The organism is Pseudoalteromonas sp. SR41-8, assembly GCF_014163915.1.
Lineage (GTDB): Bacteria > Pseudomonadota > Gammaproteobacteria > Enterobacterales > Alteromonadaceae > Pseudoalteromonas > Pseudoalteromonas rhizosphaerae.
The window spans coordinates 16,181-37,856 of the sequence record NZ_JACJEE010000030.1; the positions used below are offsets into that span (position 1 = coordinate 16,181).

A 21,676-nucleotide genomic window follows, 5' to 3' on the forward strand; every position below is an offset into this window, starting at 1 on the left:
ACCATGAGCACACAATCATTACAAAAAATTCTTATTGCTAATCGCGGCGAAATTGCCTGTCGGGTTATGCGTACCGCAAAGCAAATGGGCTTAACCACTGTGGCGGTTTACTCTGATGCAGATAAAAATTCACAACATGTAAAACTCGCCGATGAAGCCTACCATATAGGCGCAGCGCCGAGTAAAGACTCCTATTTGGTAGCTGATAAAATTATCCAAGTAGCACTGGATGCAGGTGCTGATTGCATTCACCCTGGTTACGGCTTTTTATCTGAGAACAGTGAATTTGCAAAGGCCTGTGAAGCCAATAATATTGCGTTTATAGGCCCACCAGCGAGCAGTATCGAAGCAATGGGCTCAAAAACCCGCGCCAAAGAAATAATGGCAGCCGCGAATGTACCATTAGTACCTGGTTATTATGGTGACAAACAAGATCCTGCGTTTTTACAAGCTGAAGCTGAAAAAATTGGTTACCCAGTGCTTATCAAAGCAGCCTTTGGTGGCGGTGGTAAAGGCATGCGCGTGGTTGAACATGCAAAAGACTTTATCAGTGCTCTACAAGGTGCACAGCGTGAGGCAATCGCCGGTTTTGGTAACGACTTAGTACTACTTGAGCGCTATGTTAATAAACCACGCCATGTTGAAGTGCAAGTGTTTGCTGATAATCACGGTAACTGTGTGTACTTAGGTGATCGTGATTGTTCATTACAACGCCGCCATCAAAAGGTGATTGAAGAAGCCCCCGCGCCTAGTTTATCTGACGAACTACGCAAAGAAATGGGCGAAGCCGCAGTACGCTGTGCACTTGCGATCAATTACCGAGGTGCAGGCACGGTGGAGTTTTTACTGTGTGGCGATGAATTCTTCTTTATGGAAATGAACACCCGGCTGCAAGTTGAGCACCCTGTTACTGAAATGGTGACTGGTGTCGATTTAGTTAATTGGCAAATTAACGTCGCCGCAGGTAACCCATTACCCATGCAACAAAGTGATATCCAATTACAGGGCCACAGCTTTGAAGCGCGTATTTACGCCGAAGATCCAAGCAATGACTTTATTCCTTGCTCTGGTACCATCAATGGCTTGTATATACCAGTTCAATCTGAGTATGTACGCATTGATACTGGGATCATGCAAGGGGATGAGATCAGTCCATTTTACGATCCTATGATCGCTAAATTGATCGTTCATGATGACTCGCGCGAGCAAGCTTTAGCACGATTAAGCACAGCCCTTGAACAATTTCATTTAGCGGGCTTTAGTTGTAATGTGAGCTTCTTACACACCCTTGCTAACCATGCAACCTTTAAGCAAGGCGCTCCTGATACTCACTTTATTGAAGAGCAAGGCGATGCGTTGCTTAAAGTTAATCAACAACACGCTGTTAGCAGCCGCATTATAGCTGCATTTAGCTATTTAACTGGGCTTAATCGTCAAGGAACTCAGAACGCATGGGACAGTCTAGCTGGTTTTAAACTCAATGCAGAAGCAACAATCAAGGTGCCATTCGTTGATAATGCGATCACTGCAACAGCTCATCAAGCGGGGTACACAGTCCGCATCGATGAGGTTGACTATACAACCTCTGGCAGTATCGACAATAACCTGTGTAGTGTATTTATCAATGGCAATAAACATATCGCCCATGTGGTTACTGCAGACAATAGCATCACAGTAATGTACAAGGCATTGCAAACTACCTTTGATATTTTTGATAAACACTATATCAGTGATCACGAAAGCGATGCCCTACCGCTTGCAGCACCACTTAATGGTACCGTTGTAAAACACCTTATTGACGTTGGCAGCACCATCACAAAAGGTGATGCTGTGGTGATCATAGAAGCAATGAAAATGGAATATACGCTTACCGCCCCCCATGATGGTGTATTGCAAAGCTATTGTTTTGCAGAAGGTGCTCTGGTGAGTCATGGTGCCCTATTAGCAATTGTCAGCGATGAGAGCGCAGCAGATGAATAGTACACTACCAAGTCATGTTCGCATTGTTGAAGTTGGTGCCCGTGATGGCTTACAAAACGAGCGTGCAGTAACTACCCAAGATAAGGTAACCTTAATTAACGCTCTTGCTGATGCAGGTGTTAAAGACATTGAAGCAGGCGCATTTGTATCACCGAAATGGGTGCCACAAATGGCCGATTCCAGCAATGTGATCAGTGCGCTTGATTTACCTACGACTAATTTAACGGCACTTACGCCTAACTTAAAAGGTGCAGAAGCAGCCCATGCTGTAGGTATTAAAGAATTTGCTATTTTTACCGCTGCCAGTGAAGCCTTTTGTCAGAAGAATATTAACTGCTCAATTGACCAAAGCATAGCCCGCTTTACTGATGTAATGGCCTTTGCTAAATCACATAATATTCGTGTTCGTGGTTATGTTAGTTGTGTGCTTGGCTGCCCATACGAAGGCGATATCGATCCGCAGCGCGTACTACAAGTATGTCAAAAGTTATTAGACCTTGGTTGTTACGAAGTAAGCCTAGGTGACACTATTGGCGTAGGTACCGCAAAAAAGGTCGATGAGCTGTTGGACGTGCTACTAGCTGAAATTGATAAGTCATTGTTAGCTGTTCATTTTCACGACACTTATGGTCAAGCGCTCACAAATATTTACACTGCCTTAAAGCGAGGTATAGCAACGGTTGACAGTGCGGTTGCAGGCCTTGGTGGCTGCCCTTATGCAAAGGGTGCGTCAGGAAATGTTGCCACTGAAGATGTAGTTTACTTACTACAAGGACTTGGCATAGAGCATGGAATTGATTTAGAAAGACTGGCTAAAGCTGGTTGGGCAATTTGCACGGCATTAAATAAACAACCTGTGAGCAAGGTATCCTTGGCACTTAAAAATCAAACTACTGATCAATAGTCTATATTTAGCCTTAAATTAGTAGTCATATAATTACAAATAAGGAGTGGGCCCATGGCCGGTTTCGATAAAGTGGTTTCAAGTTATGAAGCTGCAATGGAAGGCTTAAAAGATGGCGATACCATTATCGCTGGTGGTTTTGGTTTATGCGGTATCCCTGAGGGATTGATCAGCGAAATCAAACGTAAACAAACCAAAGAACTTACTGTGGTATCGAATAACTGCGGTGTAGATGATTTTGGTTTAGGTATTTTATTGCACGACAAGCAAATTAAAAAAATTATTGCCTCCTACGTGGGTGAAAATGCCCTATTCGAACAGCAATTGTTGAGCGGCGAAATTGATGTCGAGCTTACTCCGCAAGGTACGCTGGCTGAAAAAATGCGTGCCGGTGGTGCTGGCATTCCTGCTTTTTATACAGCGACAGGTTACGGTACGCCTGTGGCAGAAGGTAAAGATGTAAAAGAATTTAACGGACGCCCTTATATCTTAGAAGAATCAATCACTGGTGAGTTTGCCATTGTAAAAGCATGGAAAGCGGACCGTTATGGTAATTTAGTGTTTCGCCATACTGCCATGAACTTTAATCCAATGGCCGCAACAGCAGGTAAAATTACCGTTGCCGAAGTAGAAGAAATTGTTGAACCGGGTGAATTAGAACCAAGCCAAATTCACACCCCTGGTATTTTTGTTAATCGCGTGATCAAAGGTAACTTTGAAAAACGCATTGAACGTGTAACCACTCGCGATTAAGGAGCAATAATTATGGCATTATCACGTGAACAAGTCGCAATGCGCGTTGCACAAGAACTACAAGACGGTTATTACGTTAACCTCGGTATCGGTATTCCTACGTTAGTGGCAAACTACGTACCTGATAACATTGAAGTGATGTTACAGTCAGAAAATGGCTTACTAGGCATGGGGCAATACCCTACTAAAGCAGAGCTTGATGCAGATATGATAAACGCGGGTAAAGAAACCGTGACAGCAGCTAAAGGCGCAGCCATATTTAATAGTGCAGATAGTTTTGCAATGATCCGTGGAGGTCATGTAGACTTAACTGTTCTAGGTGCATTTGAAGTTGACCAAAACGGTAGTATCGCATCGTGGATGATCCCTAAAAAGTTGATCAAAGGCATGGGCGGCGCGATGGACCTTGTCGCTGGTGCAAAAAATATTATCGTTACTATGACCCATGCAAGTAAACATGGTGACTCGAAACTGCTAGAAAGTTGCTCTTTACCTTTAACTGGTGTTAACTGTGTAAAGAAAATAGTGACAGATTTAGCCGTGTTAGAAGTCAAAGACGGCGCATTTCATCTTTTAGAACGCGCACCGGGCGTGTCAGTTGATGAAATTATTAGTAAAACAGCAGGTAAATTACTTGTTGATGGTGAAATCCCTGAGATGGTTTTTTAATTTAACGCTCAGGTTCACCCTGTACCGACCTCATTCCCAGTGCCAATGGCGCTGAGTTACCCAAAATCCCTCGCAAGAGGGATTTTTTTTACCCTATTGCTAGGTTGCACTATGTTATGGCAAAAAAACTGTTTGTGCCCCATAATTGTGAAAAACCACCCGCTATCTGTAATGCATAAAAAGTAAAATAACTAACTATTTAGCTGTCAAACTCAGCTTTGTAGATTAAATAAACTTTTAAAGTGTGCTTTTTAAGCATAAATGCACTAATTCACGATAACCCATACAAATCTTGTGCGTACTTTGCAAATTGGGTTAATAATTGCTTAACTAACGGTATGAGTTAATTAAATAGTATTATCATGCAAACACCTATCAGAGGATTGCGTTCATTTTGTTTTGCGGCAAGAACGCTAAGCTTTAAAGAAGCCGCCAATCAGCTTTATTTGACTCCATCTGCTGTTAGTCATCAAATAAAGCAACTAGAAGAACAGTTAGGGATTGAGTTGTTTGAGCGCCAAACACGCTCGATCAGACTTACAGCTGCGGGGAAAAACTTTTATGACTCGGTATCACCACTTATAAAAGCACTCGAAAAAACCATTAACGAATTTAGTCAGCTGCAAGAAAATATAACCATCAGCATTACTTTGCCAGAGTTTTTTGCCAGTGAGTTATTAATGCCGAAACTGAGCGAGTGGACTGTTGAGCACCCTAAAACCAATTTACAACTAAACACCATGAAAACGCGTAAAGAGTTAACTAAACAAAGTGATTTATCTATTGTGCTGTCGTCTTCGAAGCCAATTGAAGGCGTTGTCCACGAGCTGTTTTCATTACAATACACACCGGCTTGTAATAAAGAAAATTGGCAACAGTGGCACAAAAAGCCACTTGAAGCATTACAACAAGTGCCGTTAATTTTGCACAAAGCGCGTCCTTGGGCTTGGCATCAATGGGCTGAACATGCAGGCCTTGATGACTTTTCACCCAAGCAAATTATACAAGTAGATAGTATGTTTGGTGTTGCTCGTGCAGCGCAACAAGGTATGGGTATAGCGCTAATTCCTTTGCCTATTAGTCAAACATGGTTTGACGAAGGCTGGTTGTGCAACTTTACTGATGAACCATTAGTAACCAAGGATAAATACTATTTAGTACAGCACTACCCTGGCGAGGCAAATGCACAGCTTGAGCTATTTATAAAATGGCTGCTAGACACATTTAAACACTTAAAATAAAGCCAATAACAGTGATGATCCGACATTAATTGTACTCTTATAATTTGATATACAACTCATTAAATACGATAAACCCAGCTCAATGGGTTTATCGTAAAAATAGTTTATTTTGAAGCCTTACTCTGCATTTCCTCAGCCATTATTCTAAACTGTTAGGTGTCTTTGCGAGCGACAAAATCTAACACAGTTGCATTGATACAATAACGATCTTCACCTTTTGGGCCTTCACCTGGGAACAAATGCCCTAAATGAATACCCGTAGATTTAGATTTAATTTCAATACGTTGCATACCGTAACTATTGTCTTCATGCATGGTCACACTGTCTTTGATGGGGTGAGTAAATGACAGCCACCCGGTGCCCGATTTGAACCGATCCCGAGTATCAAACAGTGGTACACCACTGAGTTTGTCTATAAAAATACCGTCCGGGGTATTTTTAAAAATATCGTACTGTTTACAAAACGGACTATCTGTACGGGCCTTAAATGCCACTGTATATGCTTCACTATCCCCTAATTTAAATGCGCCAAGTGCTTTATAAAACTCTTCGCTAGACACATAACCTTGGCGACCATAAACCTCTTTACCATCTTCTAAAAATAAGATTGTTGGGGTGGCCCACGTCGCTGATTTAATCGTTAAACCATCAAGTTGATCGGCTTTACGATAAGTGACGGCAATGGTTCCTTGATAATCATTTAACACATCTTTTTTGAGTTTTTCACAATAAGGGCAGTAATCTCGTGAATCAATGATCACTATCTGCTTTCCTGCGAGTAAAGCCGTATTATCAACTTTATCATCACTGCGTTTTTCAAAAACAACGCCTGTTGAATGATCAGGGCAATAGCCATTAGGATTTTTAACTAAGTAGTCTTGGTGATATTCCTCAGCCGGAAAAAATACCGTTAATGGTTTTATAATGGTTTTTATAGAGCCATAACCAGCTTGGGTTAGTTTATCTTGATACTGCTGTTTTAATTCTTCAGCCAGTGCAGCTTGTTGCTCAGTAGTAGTTAAAATAATTGAACGGTACTGCGTACCAATATCATTTCCTTGGCGATTTTTTTGCGTTGGATCATGACTTTCAAAATAACTTTTTAATAACGTTGCAGCACTGATTATATTGCTATTGTAAGTAACCTGAACAACTTCAGCGTAATTATTTTCATCGAACTTGCGCGATGATTGGGTAATATTACGATAAGTTGCTTTAAAACCCTTACCATCGGCATAGCCTGACTTTGCATCAATTACACCAGGAAGCGCTTCATAACGTTTTTCTGCCCCCCAAAAGCAACCAGAACCAAGTACCATGGTTTCTAAATGCATTGTTGCTTGAATATCATTATCTTTTTCATTGTTAAGGGAAACACCATAACTTGCCGCACTGAACAAAATTGTTAAAGTGGTTAATTTAAGCCAATTCTTTGCTGCCAACATACTCTACCTCTTTCTATTTGTTGCTTCATTTTAGTAGACCTTGAAGCAGAACATATTATTTCAGGAATGTGGGTTATTTTATCGCTCATTATTGCGGCTTTACCGAATCCGACTTAACCTATGCGAATAAATGAGGTAAAACGTGTTTATTTAATAAAGGTACAAATATGAAAAACCTTATTGCTTTTTCTGCATTATCAATTGCCCTTGCACTTAGTACGCAAAGCCATGCTGCAGAGTTTAATTTTTCTTCCAAGCTTGATAGTAATGCACAAGCATTAGTGTTGTTTTACAGTGAGGATGGGAGCAATACCGCATTTAACTCAATCAATAAAAAGTTCAATGCTCAATTACAGCACGCTATTGAAAATGAAAGTTTTAGTGGCAAATACGCCAGTACTGTTGAATTAATTGCACCTTATAATAGTGACTATAAACGCGTGCTAATTGTTGGTACCGGTAAGCAAGATAAGCTTGATAGAGCGTTAATGACCAAACTAGGTGGTAATATTCATGCGCGATTAATGAGCAGTAAAACAACAACTGCTGCGGTTGTATTCGATGACGTTGAAGGCGTAAACAATAACAGTGTACTTAGTGCTCACTTTGCACACGGTGCAAATTTACGCGACCATCGTTTTGAAAAATATAAACAAAATCCGAACACTCACACTGTCAGTTATCATTTTGACGTTAGTAATTCCAAGCAAACAAAACGTAACTATTCTGAACTTGAAAGCATTCAAGCAGGAGTGTTTTTAGCACGTGACTTAACCTCAGAAGTGGCCAGCGAAATGACTCCTGTTGACTTTGCTAGTGCGGCAAAAGAGCTTGAGTCTCTAGGTGTAGAAATCACTATTTTAGAGCCTAAGCAATTAATAGAACTAGGTATGGGGGCACTTGAAGCTGTCGGGCGTGGCAGCGAACAAGGCGCTCGCTTAGTCGTTGCACATTACAAAGGCTCAAACGCGACCCCTATTGCTCTGGTTGGTAAAGGGATCACCTTTGACTCTGGTGGTTATAGTATCAAAACAGGCGCATCAATTGCGCGTATGAAATCTGATATGGCTGGCGCCGCCGCTGTACTTGGGACTATCAAAGCAATGGCGCTTGCAAAAGCTGACAAAAACATTGTTGCCGTTATGGGTATGGCTGCCAATATGGTGTCGCAATACGCTGTTGCCCCTGGTGATGTGGTTCGCACCGCAGAAGGTTTAAGCGTTGAGATTGTTAATACTGATGCAGAAGGACGCTTAGTATTAAGTGATGCAATGTGGTATGCACGTGAATATTTCAAGCCGGAGATCATGATAGACGTTGCCACCCTTACCGGCTCTAAAATCAAAGCCGTAGGTAACGATTATGCGGCGGTGTTTTCTGATGACGATACGCTTGTTACGCAACTCACTTTAGCTGGAATGCAAGTAAACGAAAACCTATGGCGCTTACCGCTGGGATATAAAGAAACCTTAAGTTCAGACATTGCCGATCTTAAAAACCTAGGCTCAAGTGGCCCCGGAGCAACAACGGCCGCCAGCTTTTTGCAACATTTTGCTGGTGAAACTCGTTGGGTACACATAGATATTGCAGGTAATGCACTAGCAACTAAAGGAAAAGATGAAATTTCACCAGGCGGCACAGGTTATGGTGTGCGCTTGCTCAGTGAGTGGCTGTTAAGTAATTAGCAGTAAGCTATTATAACTTAATGCATTCTACTAACATCATTAGTTGTTATAACAACTGTGGCATTATCAAACACCTACTCTAAGCAATAGTGAGTGATATGCCACAGTTTTTTATAGTCTGACTCACATATCTAGTTTACGTGTATTAGTCCAGAACATTCCATAACCAAACTAATGTGTTTGCGCTACACTGGGTAATGTTAATATTGCAAGGTTGTTAACTAGTCGCATCGCTATAAACATTTCATACGTTATATGCTAGTTTGAGGTATTCAAGAATAATAAATACATTTGGCTATGGATCAACAAACTATCTCTCCAACTATTAGTGTCCTCAGTAATAACAGCATATTGCTTGATGCCACTGCCCTAAACGATGACAGTCTGAGCATTCAAAAAAAAATCTGGGCACTAGTGCAACAATGCAACACCAGCGACGCCTTTATAGATGTAGTACCCGCAATGAACTCGCTGACAGTTTATTTAATAGACCCTACTTCGCTTGCTCACTGGCAAGCTCAGTTAGCACTTTGGTGGGCAAATATAAATCCGCACGACTATCAGGGTAAGCATCATAAAATTATTACCCAATACGGTGGTGACTATGGCCCAGATCTAGACTATGTAGCTGAGTATCACAATTTATCGCCACAACAAGTAATTGATATACATAGCCAAGGGCATTATCAAGTATTGTTTTTAGGCTTTCAGCCAGGCTTTGCATATTTGCACGGTCTGAATAGTCAATTACATACTCCGCGCAGAGCACAGCCGCGAACTCGAGTGCCCAAAGGTTCGGTTGCCATTGGCGCTAATCAAACCGCGATTTACCCAGCTGATTCGCCCGGTGGTTGGCATATTATCGGCCACAGTGATTTTGCATTATTTGACAGTGAAAATACTCCACCATGCGCAATACAACCGGGCGATACGCTGCAATTTATTACTAAGGAGTCGGTATTATGATCACCGTAATAAAGCCCGGAATGCAAATGACGATTCAAGATCTTGGTCGTCATGGCTATCGTCATTTAGGAATTGCCCAATCTGGTGCGCTTGACCCTTATGCAATGATCATTGCCAATCGTTTAGTGGGCAATGATGACAATCAAAGTGTTATTGAGATCACTTTAGGCTTAGCGCAATTGCAGTTTCAATGTGCCACTGTTATTGCGCTGCATGGCGCTGATATGCAAGCAAAGCTTGATGGAGTAAGTATTTATCCCGGCTGGAGTTATCCAGTAGAGCAAGGACAAACACTGACATTTGCCACCGCTCGGCAAGGTTTTCGCAGCTACCTCGCAATTAAAGGCGGCATTGATTGTCATGCAGTGATGAATTCAACAGCCACCGATATTGCAGCAGGTTTTGGTGGCCTAACGGGCGCGCCTTTACAAGCCAATGATCAAGTCCCAATCACGCCATTTGATGGCAATTGGCCGCAACGTGGTGCGATTGCCCCCGCTAAGCGCAGTGTGATCCGCGTCCATTCAGGCCCACATCAACAATTACTATCACAACAATTTAGTGATTTTTTTGCCCAGACGAAATGGCAAGTCAGTCCGCAAAGTAATCGTATGGGAGTAAGGCTCAGTACTGAGCATAATCAATTAATGCATACACATTCATTGCCTTCTTTAGCTGTTAGCCCGGGCTCTATCCAACTAACACCCAGTGGTGAGCCTATCGTATTGCTAAATGATGGCCAAACAACCGGAGGATACCCGCTACTTGGTACTATAATAAGTGCGGATCAACACCAATTTGCACAACTTAAACCTGGTGACTTTGTGCGATTTGAATTCGTCAACCTAGCAGCTGCAAATACTGCGCAGCGAAAACTTGACGCTCACCTACAACAATTGACTATTGCACTAATAAACTTGAGCATCAGATAACCAATCACTAAATAAAAGCTCAGCTTAATAAATAATAATAAACACAGCACAGTGTAGGAACTATGATGTTTGATCTTAATTATTGGCCATTAATTGGCATTCCAGTGGTTGTGCTAGGATTTGCCTTGCGCTTTAACCCACTGATTGTAGTAACCGTTGCTGGCCTTGCAACTGGTTGGGCGGTAAATTTAGATATCCTCACCCTTTTGCAAACCTTTGGCGAGAAGTTTATGAACTCTCGTCAACTGGCCAGCTTTATTCTTATTTTACCCGTTATCGCACTGCTAGAGCGCTATGGTTTACAACAGCATGCGAAAAACTGGATTGCACAAATTCAAAGTGCCACCAGCGCACGTATATTAGCCCTGTATTTTATCGTTCGAGAATGCTCAGCAGCCCTTGGGTTATTAAGCCTTGGCGGTCAAGCACAAACTGTTCGTCCATTATTAGCCCCCATGGCATTAGGTGCCGCGACCAATAAACACGGTGAGCTGCCAAAACCCATAAAAGACATGATCAGCGCCCATGCAGCTGCCGTTGATAATATTGCGATGTTCTTTGGAGAAGACATTTTCATTGCTTTTGGTGCTGTACTATTGATGGATGCCTTCTTAAAGGAAAACGGCATTGCCGGTATTGAACCGCTGCATATTGGTTTATGGGCTATTCCGACCGCCATTGCCGCACTCATTATTCATTTATTTAGATTATCTCGTTTAGAAGCAAAAATAGCTCTGGCTGTTGCTCACTACAAACAGCAGGAAGTGTGATGAGTAAAGTACTAACAACCGATGTAACTAACTCAAACGCTACAATTATCACCATTGAGAACATTTATTTATTAATTGGTCTCGTTGTGATGTTTTTAGTTGTTCGAACGCTGCAAGACACAAACCATCCAAAAAGGCTCACCACAGCATTATTTTGGTTGTTATTTGGTAGCAGTTTTTTATTTGGTGATGTATCTATTGCCTTGTTCGGCAAAGCCAACACTTATTTATGGGTTGGTGTGAGCGTAGTATTAATTGCCCTGTTAGCGGGCTTAAACCTAGTAAGCATGGGCAGTTATCAACCACTCACTGAACAGCAACAAACACAATCGGCCTCTCGCCTGGGCAATAAATTATTTGTTCCCGCATTAATGATACCCGTGATCACGGTATTACTGACTGTTTCTTTTGATGGTATCGCAATTGGTGATTATTACTTACTTGATCAACGTCATTTAACTCTCGCATCGCTCACTATAGCGTGTGTGTCTGCGCTACTGATTGGCTGGAAAATTACTGGGGGAAATCCAATTGAAGCTGTCACTGAATCCCGTCGGCTGCTAGATTCTATCGGTTGGGCAGCAATACTGCCACAAATGCTAGCAATGCTTGGTGGCGTGTTTATTGTGGCGCAAACAGGAGACTCAATTAAAGAGTTGGTTACTTTATTTATAGCGCCAGAGAATCGTTTTATGCTGGTGGTGCTGTATTGTGTTGGCATGGCGTTATTTACCATGGTGATGGGAAATGCGTTTGCTGCATTTCCGGTAATGACTGCGGGTATTGCTATGCCTTTTTTAATCGAAGGTCATGACGCCAGCGCCGCACCACTGGTAGCAATTGGGATGTACAGTGGTTACTGTGGAACGTTAATGACGCCAATGGCAGCAAACTTTAATATCATTCCAGCGGCATTACTCGACCTAAAAGACAAATACCATGTTATAAAGGTGCAAATACCTACTGCGCTGGCCTTATTAACGGTCAATATTATTTTAATGTATATGGTGGTTTTTAATGACTAAACTGACATCAAGCATGCCCTGCGTATTGATAACTGGGTTTGCACCATTTGGCGGCGAATCGCTCAATCCGTCGTGGCAAGCGGTAAGCAAACTCGACGAACATTTAATCGCTAAGCACCGAGTAATAGCCCTTGAGCTACCGTGTGAGTTTAATACCTCATTAGAGGTGCTTTATAAAGCCATAGAGCAGCATCATCCGGTTCTAGTATTATGTATCGGGCAAGCCGGTGGCCGCAGTGAAATAAGCATAGAGCGTATCGCGATTAATATTGATGATGCCCGAATTAAAGACAACGCAGGAAAGCAACCCATTGATCACCCCGTCGTCAAAAATGCTCCTGCCGCTTATTTTGCACAATTACCTATCAAACGCATGTTATTAGCACTGCAACAAAGTGAGATCCCAGCCGCCATTTCTAATACAGCGGGTACATATGTGTGTAATCACGTTATGTATGGTCTATTACATCATATCAATGAGCATGAACCACACATCAAAGGGGGCTTTGTGCATATCCCTTATTTACCAAGCCAAGCTGTGCACCATAATGGCGCACCGAGTATGAGCGAAGAAACCGTGTTAAGCGCGTTAAAAGTAATGATCAACGAAGCTATTGTTGCAAAACAAGATGTAAAAGTCGCGGCTGGCACCACCCACTGACCAATTTGGTGCATCAGCGGCCATGCTGGTGCATAAATTATTCTGAAAATATTGTAAAAGCTATGTGACTTAGTTAATTATTTCTGTTAAAACAAACGTGAATGGTTAGGTATTATGACCTAACTAACACACATGATAGGAATGAGGAGTTACTATGTGTTCAATTTTTGGTGTATTAGATATAAAGTCTGATCCCGCTCCATTGCGTACGCAAGCAATTGAAATGTCAAAATTATTACGTCACCGCGGGCCTGATTGGTCTGGTGTATATTCATCAGAGAAAGCGATTTTAGTGCATGAACGTTTAGCCATTGTTGGTGTATCAAGCGGTGCGCAGCCTTTATACAATCCTGAAAAAACTCATATTCTAGCGGTTAATGGCGAAATTTATAATCACAAAGAACTTGCCGCTAACCTTGAAACCGATTTCACTTTTCAAACTCAATCAGATTGTGAAGTTATCTTAGCGTTATACAAACAGAAAGGGCCTGAATTTTTAGATGATCTGAACGGTATTTTTGCTTTTTGTTTATATGACGAAGAACAAGACGCTTATTTAATTGGCCGTGATCATATTGGTATTATTCCACTTTATACTGGCCACGATGAGCACGGTAACTTTTATGTTGCCTCAGAGCTAAAAGCACTTTCACCAATCTGTAAGCATATTGAAGAATTTCCTCCTGGACATTTTTTATGGAGTAAAGATGGTCAATTGCGCCCATATTATGCCCGTGATTGGCAAAGCTTCGATGCAGTTAAAGATAACAGCGCAAAAGCCGAAGACGTCAAAGATGCACTTGAAGCCGCCGTTAAACGTCAATTAATGTGTGACGTACCTTATGGCGTGTTGTTGTCAGGTGGTTTAGATTCATCCGTTATTTCAGCTATTACCCAACGTTTTGCAGCAAAACGTATTGAAGATAATGATGAAAGCGATGCATGGTGGCCTAAACTGCACTCTTTCTCGGTTGGCCTTGAGGGCTCCCCAGATCTAGCGGCTGCACAAAAAGTAGCTGATATGATAGGAACTGTTCATCACCCGATTATATTTACGATTCAAGAAGGGATTGATGCCCTGCGTGAAGTTATTTATCACATTGAAACCTACGATGTAACTACGATCCGTGCTTCTACTCCGATGTACTTAATGGCTCGCCAAATCAAAGCGATGGGTATTAAAATGGTGCTCTCTGGTGAAGGCGCTGATGAGCTATTTGGTGGTTACTTGTACTTTCATAAAGCACCAAATGCACAAGAGTTTCATGAAGAATTAAACCGTAAAGTATCTAAACTGCACATGTTTGATTGCTTACGCGCAAATAAATCAATGGCGGCATGGGGTGTAGAAGCCCGCGTTCCCTTCCTTGATAAAGAGTTTGTTGATGTTGCTATGCGTATCAACCCTGAAGCTAAAATGTGTAAAGATGGCAAAATTGAAAAGCATATTTTACGTGAAGGCTTTGACGGCTACTTACCTGATGAAGTGTTATGGCGTCAAAAAGAGCAGTTTTCGGATGGTGTTGGCTACAGCTGGATTGATACATTAAAAGAGTTTGTAAACGAGCAAGTAACCGATCAAGAGCTTGAAAACGCAAAATTTAAATACCCTATTAATACACCTGATTCAAAAGAAGCGTATTACTACCGTACTATTTTTGAATCTCACTTCCCAGGTGATGCAGCCGCTAAATGTGTACCACACGGTAAGTCTGTAGCCTGTTCAACGCCTGAAGCGTTATTATGGGATGCATCATTTCAAAATAATGCCGATCCATCAGGTCGTGCCGCAGGTATTCATAACGACGCCTATGCACAAAAGAAATAATAAGCCTAGTCGCTTATTAAATCTGGCATTAACTCACAGACTGCACAAAGCCCCGCGCTTTGTGCAGTCTTTTGCTATTGAGCAAGTTTTTAACGATACAGCGAGACGCTGTAAAGGTTCGTCTGCGTTAATTGTTATTTATAAAACAGGGTTAACAACTCGACTAATGCAGCGCATTGCAAAAAACACCGCTCAGCCCGCCACCGTATTTTTAAATCAAGCCAATATCAAAAAAAATCGATGCCCTATTCGTTGGTTTAATCACAGCCATGAGATCAGCCGCTGTGGTCATGGGACACTCGCCGCTGCACTGTTTTTACAAAAATGGCAAGGGTTTAGCCCAAACACCTTTTATACAAATACAGGGGAAGTATTTGAAACCAGAATACATCAACGCGCACTGCAACTACAATTAGTCACCATTGATAGCACCGAGGTACAAACAGAGGTTCTGCTGCAACAAGCCATTCCTACCTCAATAGTGCAAAGCTATAAAACAGCAAAAATTAACGGCTACAGTACTGTGATGATTAACAGTGTTCAGCCTTTAAAAACACTCGCGATAAATACAGCACAATTACAATACTACCCAAATGCAGTGATTGTATTGCAACAACGCCAAACAGCTAATCAAACCACACAGTGGCATTTTCGATATTTTGCTCCTTATTATGGCGTGGATGAAGATAGCGCTACAGGTTCAGCCATCAGCATTATTGCCCCGATAATCAAACAATACACTGAACAAACACATGGCCAGCTTTTCCAAGATTCTGTTGCCGGAGCAACCATTAATTACCGTTTAAAAAACAGTTATGTCATTATCAGTTAAGCCACTAAATTTGACGGTGTATTTTCCAAGCCCTGCATAGTCAATTTCAGTATCAACATCAGTGTCTAACTCAATAACACCACAATATGAGCCTGTTATGAGAATTTGGCCAGCAGCGAGCGTGATCCCACACTTAGCCAGATAATTTACTGCCCAATAGATTGGTGTTTGTGCCAGACCACATGGATGCTTGCCAAGATAGCTATGACAGCGATTATTTTGTGTTATCGCGATAGTAATATGTGCCGCATCATAAGCTACTTGCTTATTAATTTTAGGACCAAGTAACACCCCTTGGTTACTTAAACCATCCGCTAACTTTGCAAAGTGATTTGCTTGATACGCTGTAGAGAAACGGTTTTGGATCAGCTCAAGTGCCATATGCGTGTCACTCACCGCGTGGTCAATTTCAGCTTCGCTATAGCTGGCCTGCTTTGGCATATTTTGCGCAAACACAAAAGCAATTTCAGGCTCTATCCGTGCCTTGTTTTGTTCAGTATATAATGTGCAGATTTGTGTAAATGATTGCGGCGGCTTTAATATTGGAGCCAAAATAATCGCACCGTTATCAAGTGGTAATAGGCATTTCCAACCAAATACTTGGCCCTTGTTTAATGCAATCATCAATTGTTGAACAGCTAAACTATCTTCAGTGCTTGTTAATGCTAATTGTGGCGGTAAATCTGATTGTGGCGCTGCACTTGTGCGTTGTGCAAATAAATGTGCTGCAATCGTTTTTAATTTAGTAGAACTGTCCACACTAACCTCTTCGTAATAAGGTTTTATAATGGCTACACCAGCAGCCGTAGGTTTAATGTAGTATTTATACTATTAAAAAATCAATTTGCGCAGCATTTTTAGCTAAGTACAGTTAAATAATAAATTATGGACTGTGCATTGTTTAAATTGGCCTTAATAAACACAATGCAAAATACCCCTGCTCGTCTTGCCACGTTTGCTCTAAACGTAATCCAGCTTGGGCGCTAAGTTCAGTAAATGCCTGTAGTGCGTATTTATGGGAGTTTTCTGTATGGATACTCTCACCTTGAGAAAAGCTAAATGATTCGCCATTGACGGTGACTGTTTGATCACAGTTACTGATCAAATGCATTTCAATACGGCTTAGTTTTTCATTAAACCGTGATTGGTGATTAAACTGGCTAAGATCAAAATCAGCATTTAACTCAGCATTAATACGCTGGAGCAAGTTTTTATTAAATGCCGCGGTGACGCCTTGTTTATCGTCATAAGCATCAAGTAATACTTGACGGTCTTTGAGCAAATCAATGCCAATCAATACATAACCGTTAATACCACATAACCGATGGAAATTTTTCATGATCTCAATGGCTTTTAGCGGTGAAAAATTGCCTATTGTTGAGCCTGGAAAATACACGAGGTTCGTTTGGCTATCCAATTGTGTTTCACGGCTTAACTGCTTTACCATTTGGCTATGAGTAAAATCCCCCAACAACGGCGAAATAGCTAACTCAGGAAATAATGGAGATAAATGGGCCAGTGAGTAATTAAGCATTTCATTAGAGATCTCAAATGGCACAAAACTTTTCACATTCACTAAGTGCGCTAACAAATAAGCAATTTTTTTACCCGAGCCACAGCCCGGCTCTATAATTGATAAGTTATCAGGAAGCAACTTGGCAATTGCTTGGCTGTGCTTGGTTAAAATGCTCAGCTCTGTGCGTGTCACGTAGTACTCATCAAGCTCAGTGATCTGCTCAAACAAAGCGGCCCCATTATCATCATAAAAATATTTACAGGGTAGATTCTTTTGTTGCTGTGACAGTCCCGCAATAACATCGGTTAAAAAGCGGTTATCAATATCGGTTGTCATTAATGTTGTTACTTGGCTCATGCTCAATCCTTAGCGAGTCTAATACCACTGCGCATCCACGCTTGGTGTGGATAATAGAAATTGCGATAAGTTAGTCTTAAATGATTTTGTGGGGTAAGTTTACAGCCACCGCGCAGTACCATTTGATTCGCCATAAATTTACCATTGTATTCCCCTGCCACGCCTGCTATTGGCTTAAAGCCTGGGTACGGTAAATAGGCACTGTTTGTCCACTGCCAACAGTTGTCGGTCAGCTGGGTGATAGTTTGTGCCGCATTACTGTTAGCCACGCTTTCCCATTCAAATTCGGTTGGGAGGCGAGCTTGTGAGTAATGTGCAAAAGCGTTTGCTTCGTAAAAGGTAACATGGCTTAGCGGCTCATTTAGCGCCAAAGGCTGTAATCCAGCTAATGAAAATTCAAACCACTCATTATTTACTTTATGCCAATAGAGTGGCGCAGTTTGCCGAGCATTATTTATCTGCGCCCAACCGTCACTGAGCCAATGCTCTGGGTTTTGGTAACCACCATCTTGTATAAACGCTAAATACTCAGCATTGGTAGTTAGCCGGTTAGCAAATTTAAATGGCTGAATAAGCACTTGATGAGTTGGCCGTTCATTATCGTAGCTGAACGTTTGCTCAGTTGCACCAATATGTGCAGTATGCTTTGAGAATGCCACAAAGCTAAGAGGACTGGCTTGCGTAACAGGATTTTCTATACGGTTGTTGTTAGTGTCACAATAAGCAGGAAACAACGGATTAACTGAAAAGTTATATTGAATGTCCATCAGCATTAGTTCTTGGTGCTGTTGTTCATGGTTAAGTCCTAATTCAATAACTTGCTTTATTGACTCGCTACACGGTGCACTCAGTAATTCAATCACCGCCCGGTCAACATATTCTCTATAGATAATCACGTCATCTAAACTAGGCCGCGATAAACTCCCTCTGCAGGCACGCTTAAATTGTTCACCTATACCGTTATAATATGAGTTAAATAAAGTTTTAAAGTTAGGATTAAATACTGTGTAGTGAGAGCTATGTGCAATTAGTAAAAAAGTTTCAAAGAACCACGTTGTGTGCGCAAGGTGCCATTTACTAGGGCTTACATCTGCCATAGCTTGTAATTGGCAGTCTTCTGCTGATAACGAGTTTATTAACGTCACGCTTTGGTGTCGAACACGCTGGTAATGATGGACTAATTGATGCTCATCAGCCGTGTTTTTAGTGTTCTCTTTGCCATGGTTACTCATAGTAATGACTAAATTCCTTATCGCAACTGATCAATGATATAGCTCACCTAATGTTAAATCATATTCATATTACGCTTTCATTACTGCGACTATAAAACGTCAATCTCGTGCAGCTGCCTTTTACAACTACAAAATAATAGTTCAATTAACCACAAAAAACAGCCGCGATTACTTTAACAATCAAACTAATTTTTGACCTTTTGCGAATTATGTACTTTTATATAAAAACATAAAAATGGTTGCAATGGCCATATAAGCCGCTATTTAACTACAAAATCATTTACATTTGGTATTTAACTCATACACTAGTAGCTGTATGATCATCTTTTAAATTAGTTAGTCTTCAAATAAATTTAAGTATCAATTATTACCTAACCTGAACTTTGCTTTAAAAATTTACTAACATAGTGATTTATTATCCAAAGCTCAGGTTACTTAGACTAATTAAATTAGGTATGTTGCTGGTAACAAGCAGCTTGTTAGGACAACAAAAGAGGTATTGCATGAGCGAAAATCATGACAAATATAGTATCGACAATACGGATTACACCGTAGGTCAGGATAACGTGCAAAAATGGGGATTTGATATACACAACCCTGTTTTTGGCATCAGCGCGGGCCTGATTGTCATCTTTTTAATCGCCATTCTCGCTACCGATCCACAAACTGCAAAAGCAGCACTTGATGGTGTGAAACTCGATATAATTAATAATTTTGATGCCTTGTTTATGTGGGCTGCAAACTTCTTCGTTATTTTTTGTTTAGCACTGATTGTTTCTCCTTACGGAAAGATCCGTTTAGGAGGCAGTGATGCTAAGCCTTCATATACTCGTGTTTCATGGCTCGCTATGTTATTCGCCGCAGGCATGGGTATTGGCTTAATGTTTTGGGGGGTAGCTGAACCGGTTGCATATTTTACTGGTTGGTATGAAACACCACTGAATGTAACAGCCAACACCCCAGAAGCTGCAAAACTGGCAATGGGGGCAACTATGTTCCATTGGGGCCTGCACCCTTGGGCTATTTATGCTGTAGTTGGCTTATCACTATCATTCTTTACATATAACAAAGGTTTACCACTGTCTATCCGGTCAATTTTTTACCCTATATTGGGCGATAAAGCATGGGGCTGGCCTGGTCATATCATTGATATTTTAGCAGTACTGGCAACTTTATTTGGCTTGGCAACATCATTGGGGTTAGGCGCTCAGCAAGCGTCTGCGGGGATAAACCACGTGTTTGGTCTCGAAGGTGGCATTGGCTCACAAATACTCGTTATTGTTGGCGTTACCCTACTGGCTATTATTTCTGTTGTGCGTGGTATCGATGGCGGTGTAAAACTCCTTAGTAATATCAACATGCTAATTGCTTTTGCCCTTTTGGTATTTGTTTGCTTAGTTGGCTTTGCTGTTGCGATGGGTAATATTCCTACCACCTTTATGGGTTATGTAGAAAATATCATTCCATTAAGTAATCCACATGGCCGTGAAGACGAAACATGGATGCATGGCTGGACTGTATTTTACTGGGCTTGGTGGATTTCGTGGTCACCGTTTGTAGGCATGTTTATCGCTCGCGTATCACGCGGTCGTACTATCCGTGAATTTTTGATTGCGGTATTACTTATTCCAACATTGGTTACAGTATTATGGATGTCAATTTACGGCGGTATCGCAATTGATCAAGTAGTCAATGGTGTTGGCGCACTTGGCCTAAATGGTTTAACCGATGTCCCTATGGCTATGTTTCAAATGCTAGATGAATTACCTATGTCTAATATTTTGTCTGTAATTGCTGTGCTATTAGTTTTAGTGTTTTTTATCACTTCATCTGATTCAGGGTCATTAGTAATAGACTCTATCACTGCTGGCGGGAAAATTGATGCGCCAGTACCACAACGCATATTTTGGGCATCTATTGAAGGTGCTATCGCAGCCGCGCTACTGTGGATTGGTGGTACACAAGCAATCGAAGCACTGCAAGCAGGTGCGGTCTCTACCGGCTTACCATTTACAATCGTCTTGCTGTTTATGTGTTTAAGCCTTATTTTAGGTCTGAGAACTGAGCCGTTACCGGCTAAATAAACGCTATTTAAAACCACAAACGCCGCAAATTTGCGGCGTTTTTTTATTTAAGCTTATTAGCCAAAGTTCAGGTTAAGAAATTTTTAACTCCATAACTGCGAGATCGGTGTATCTTCTCGGTAATGGTGACTCAATTGTGCTTGTAACAGTTCAGCCGTTGCTAAAGCGTCAGTTAAAGCGTTATGGTTTTTATACACAGGTAATGAATAGCGCTGGCGACAATCACCTAATCTAAGCGATCCTAACTTAGAATTAAATAACCAACCTAGCAAACCCTGCCTGGCTTTTAAGGCTTTTCGTTCAATTTCCATGGTATCAACCAAAGCAAAGTTTATCCCCTCGTTAAGCCTAAGTAACAGTGCAGTATTTAAGAAGTGCCGCTCAATCGCGCCATAGTGTACAACAACGACTTTACCACTGAGTGCTTGCAATAATGGCTCAATAATATGATTAAAATCCGGTGCATCGTCAATTTCTGAATGTGTTATGCCATGTATTACAATGGATCCCTCGTTGAAATTACGCCTAGGGCGCACCACCCAATGGCGACTATCTTTGCAATATATACGCTGTAAATTAAAAGGAATTAAACCAACGCTGACAATATCATCACTGGTGCTATCTAAACCGGTTGTTTCAAAGTCCATTGCAACAAATGGCACATCTTTAATTGCTGCGAATTTATCGCTAAAAGCAGCTCCATAAAAACGTTTGATAGTGTCATTTTGAGCGCCGCTTAATAAATTTTTATAGCGTGTTGCCCAGTCAATCATTGCTTGCTTTTTGAAAGCCATAA

Annotated in this window: 19 protein-coding genes; 14 read left to right on the forward strand and 5 right to left on the reverse strand. The window is 41.4% G+C overall.

Translation table 11 applies throughout. The annotated features are described in order from the left end of the window. Positions 1 to 3: 3 nt before the first annotated feature. The 5 genes from H5162_RS16890 to H5162_RS16910 all read left to right on the forward strand — a co-directional run bounded on the left by H5162_RS16890 (position 4) and on the right by H5162_RS16910 (position 5,547). Entirely contained in the window at positions 4 to 1,980 is a 1,977-nt protein-coding gene (locus H5162_RS16890; RefSeq protein ID WP_182779062.1) for an acetyl/propionyl/methylcrotonyl-CoA carboxylase subunit alpha, read from the forward strand. Beyond that, on the forward strand, positions 1,973 to 2,884 hold the full coding sequence (locus H5162_RS16895; RefSeq protein ID WP_145233271.1) for a hydroxymethylglutaryl-CoA lyase: 912 nt from the start codon (positions 1,973 to 1,975) through the stop codon (positions 2,882 to 2,884). Before H5162_RS16890 ends, H5162_RS16895 begins: the two co-directional genes overlap by 8 nt. Positions 2,885 to 2,938: 54 nt before the next feature. Next, entirely contained in the window at positions 2,939 to 3,637 is a 699-nt protein-coding gene (locus tag H5162_RS16900) for a CoA transferase subunit A (protein WP_145233270.1), read from the forward strand. Between the two features lie 12 nt (positions 3,638 to 3,649). Further along, a complete protein-coding gene (locus H5162_RS16905) occupies positions 3,650 to 4,306 on the forward strand; it encodes a 3-oxoacid CoA-transferase subunit B (protein WP_145233269.1) in 657 nt (218 codons plus the stop codon). A gap of 362 nt (positions 4,307 to 4,668) precedes the next feature. Then, positions 4,669 to 5,547: a LysR family transcriptional regulator gene (locus H5162_RS16910; RefSeq protein ID WP_145233266.1), complete on the forward strand. Its 879-nt coding sequence runs from the start codon at positions 4,669 to 4,671 to the stop codon at positions 5,545 to 5,547. Between the two features lie 152 nt (positions 5,548 to 5,699). Here H5162_RS16910 and msrA read toward each other — a convergent pair whose 3' ends face one another. Next, the gene (msrA, locus tag H5162_RS16915; RefSeq protein ID WP_182719001.1) at positions 5,700 to 6,992 is read right to left on the reverse strand and encodes a peptide-methionine (S)-S-oxide reductase MsrA; all 1,293 of its coding nucleotides are present in this window, start codon (positions 6,990 to 6,992) and stop codon (positions 5,700 to 5,702) included. Between the two features lie 167 nt (positions 6,993 to 7,159). On the opposite strand from msrA, the gene H5162_RS16920 reads away from it, so the two are divergent. The 8 genes from H5162_RS16920 (at position 7,160) to H5162_RS16955 (ending at position 15,691) form a co-directional block, all read left to right on the forward strand. Next, the gene (locus tag H5162_RS16920; RefSeq protein ID WP_145233264.1) at positions 7,160 to 8,677 is read left to right on the forward strand and encodes a leucyl aminopeptidase; all 1,518 of its coding nucleotides are present in this window, start codon (positions 7,160 to 7,162) and stop codon (positions 8,675 to 8,677) included. Positions 8,678 to 8,974: 297 nt separating this feature from the next. After that, positions 8,975 to 9,643, forward strand: a complete 669-nt coding sequence (gene pxpB, locus H5162_RS16925) for a 5-oxoprolinase subunit PxpB (RefSeq protein WP_145233263.1) — start codon at positions 8,975 to 8,977, stop codon at positions 9,641 to 9,643. Further along, complete coding sequence (locus tag H5162_RS16930) at positions 9,640 to 10,575, forward strand: biotin-dependent carboxyltransferase family protein (RefSeq protein ID WP_182779064.1); 936 nt, start codon at positions 9,640 to 9,642, stop codon at positions 10,573 to 10,575. Before pxpB ends, H5162_RS16930 begins: the two co-directional genes overlap by 4 nt. Positions 10,576 to 10,640: 65 nt before the next feature. After that, on the forward strand, positions 10,641 to 11,345 hold the full coding sequence (locus H5162_RS16935) for a DUF969 domain-containing protein (protein ID WP_145233413.1): 705 nt from the start codon (positions 10,641 to 10,643) through the stop codon (positions 11,343 to 11,345). Then, positions 11,345 to 12,370: a DUF979 domain-containing protein gene (locus tag H5162_RS16940; protein ID WP_182779066.1), complete on the forward strand. Its 1,026-nt coding sequence runs from the start codon at positions 11,345 to 11,347 to the stop codon at positions 12,368 to 12,370. Before H5162_RS16935 ends, H5162_RS16940 begins: the two co-directional genes overlap by 1 nt. Continuing rightward, a complete protein-coding gene (gene pcp, locus H5162_RS16945; RefSeq protein ID WP_149982472.1) occupies positions 12,363 to 13,031 on the forward strand; it encodes a pyroglutamyl-peptidase I in 669 nt (222 codons plus the stop codon). The genes H5162_RS16940 and pcp overlap by 8 nt, the downstream gene beginning before the upstream one ends. Positions 13,032 to 13,185: 154 nt before the next feature. Further along, a complete protein-coding gene (asnB, locus tag H5162_RS16950; protein WP_145233255.1) occupies positions 13,186 to 14,859 on the forward strand; it encodes an asparagine synthase B in 1,674 nt (557 codons plus the stop codon). Beyond that, complete coding sequence (locus tag H5162_RS16955; protein WP_182779068.1) at positions 14,843 to 15,691, forward strand: PhzF family phenazine biosynthesis protein; 849 nt, start codon at positions 14,843 to 14,845, stop codon at positions 15,689 to 15,691. The genes asnB and H5162_RS16955 overlap by 17 nt, the downstream gene beginning before the upstream one ends. On the opposite strand, the gene H5162_RS16960 is transcribed toward H5162_RS16955, so the two are convergent. The 3 genes from H5162_RS16960 to egtB all read right to left on the reverse strand — a co-directional run bounded on the left by H5162_RS16960 (position 15,662) and on the right by egtB (position 18,796). Further along, a complete protein-coding gene (locus H5162_RS16960) occupies positions 15,662 to 16,450 on the reverse strand; it encodes a 2-keto-4-pentenoate hydratase (RefSeq protein WP_220493627.1) in 789 nt (262 codons plus the stop codon). The two genes, H5162_RS16955 and H5162_RS16960, sit on opposite strands and share 30 nt — an antisense overlap. Positions 16,451 to 16,592: 142 nt before the next feature. Further along, positions 16,593 to 17,564 (reverse strand): L-histidine N(alpha)-methyltransferase, encoded by a 972-nt coding sequence (gene egtD, locus H5162_RS16965; RefSeq protein WP_182779070.1) that lies wholly within the window; start codon positions 17,562 to 17,564, stop codon positions 16,593 to 16,595. A gap of 2 nt (positions 17,565 to 17,566) precedes the next feature. Next, positions 17,567 to 18,796, reverse strand: a complete 1,230-nt coding sequence (gene egtB, locus H5162_RS16970; protein WP_182779071.1) for an ergothioneine biosynthesis protein EgtB — start codon at positions 18,794 to 18,796, stop codon at positions 17,567 to 17,569. Positions 18,797 to 19,299: 503 nt separating this feature from the next. Between egtB and H5162_RS16975 the strand changes: the two genes are divergently transcribed. Then, positions 19,300 to 20,880: a BCCT family transporter gene (locus H5162_RS16975; RefSeq protein WP_145233245.1), complete on the forward strand. Its 1,581-nt coding sequence runs from the start codon at positions 19,300 to 19,302 to the stop codon at positions 20,878 to 20,880. 83 nt (positions 20,881 to 20,963) lie between these two features. Here H5162_RS16975 and H5162_RS16980 read toward each other — a convergent pair whose 3' ends face one another. Beyond that, on the reverse strand, positions 20,964 to 21,674 hold the full coding sequence (locus H5162_RS16980) for a 3'-5' exonuclease (protein ID WP_145233243.1): 711 nt from the start codon (positions 21,672 to 21,674) through the stop codon (positions 20,964 to 20,966). Positions 21,675 to 21,676 lie beyond the last annotated feature (2 nt).

Bases quoted from the DNA above. Each gene is read 5' to 3' on its own strand.
- pcp (WP_149982472.1), top strand. From the start codon at position 12,363: ATGACTAAACTGACATCAAGCATGCCCTGCGTATTGATAACTGGGTTT.
- H5162_RS16930 (WP_182779064.1), top strand. From the start codon at position 9,640: ATGATCACCGTAATAAAGCCCGGAATGCAAATGACGATTCAAGATCTT.
- egtD (WP_182779070.1), bottom strand. From the start codon at position 17,564: ATGAGCCAAGTAACAACATTAATGACAACCGATATTGATAACCGCTTT.
- H5162_RS16890 (WP_182779062.1), top strand. From the start codon at position 4: ATGAGCACACAATCATTACAAAAAATTCTTATTGCTAATCGCGGCGAA.
- pxpB (WP_145233263.1), top strand. From the start codon at position 8,975: ATGGATCAACAAACTATCTCTCCAACTATTAGTGTCCTCAGTAATAAC.
- H5162_RS16980 (WP_145233243.1), bottom strand. From the start codon at position 21,674: ATGGCTTTCAAAAAGCAAGCAATGATTGACTGGGCAACACGCTATAAA.
- egtB (WP_182779071.1), bottom strand. From the start codon at position 18,796: ATGAGTAACCATGGCAAAGAGAACACTAAAAACACGGCTGATGAGCAT.
- H5162_RS16900 (WP_145233270.1), top strand. From the start codon at position 2,939: ATGGCCGGTTTCGATAAAGTGGTTTCAAGTTATGAAGCTGCAATGGAA.
- asnB (WP_145233255.1), top strand. From the start codon at position 13,186: ATGTGTTCAATTTTTGGTGTATTAGATATAAAGTCTGATCCCGCTCCA.
- H5162_RS16955 (WP_182779068.1), top strand. From the start codon at position 14,843: ATGCACAAAAGAAATAATAAGCCTAGTCGCTTATTAAATCTGGCATTA.
- H5162_RS16895 (WP_145233271.1), top strand. From the start codon at position 1,973: ATGAATAGTACACTACCAAGTCATGTTCGCATTGTTGAAGTTGGTGCC.
- H5162_RS16935 (WP_145233413.1), top strand. From the start codon at position 10,641: ATGTTTGATCTTAATTATTGGCCATTAATTGGCATTCCAGTGGTTGTG.
- H5162_RS16905 (WP_145233269.1), top strand. From the start codon at position 3,650: ATGGCATTATCACGTGAACAAGTCGCAATGCGCGTTGCACAAGAACTA.
- H5162_RS16920 (WP_145233264.1), top strand. From the start codon at position 7,160: ATGAAAAACCTTATTGCTTTTTCTGCATTATCAATTGCCCTTGCACTT.
- H5162_RS16910 (WP_145233266.1), top strand. From the start codon at position 4,669: ATGCAAACACCTATCAGAGGATTGCGTTCATTTTGTTTTGCGGCAAGA.
- H5162_RS16975 (WP_145233245.1), top strand. From the start codon at position 19,300: ATGAGCGAAAATCATGACAAATATAGTATCGACAATACGGATTACACC.
- msrA (WP_182719001.1), bottom strand. From the start codon at position 6,992: ATGTTGGCAGCAAAGAATTGGCTTAAATTAACCACTTTAACAATTTTG.
- H5162_RS16940 (WP_182779066.1), top strand. From the start codon at position 11,345: ATGAGTAAAGTACTAACAACCGATGTAACTAACTCAAACGCTACAATT.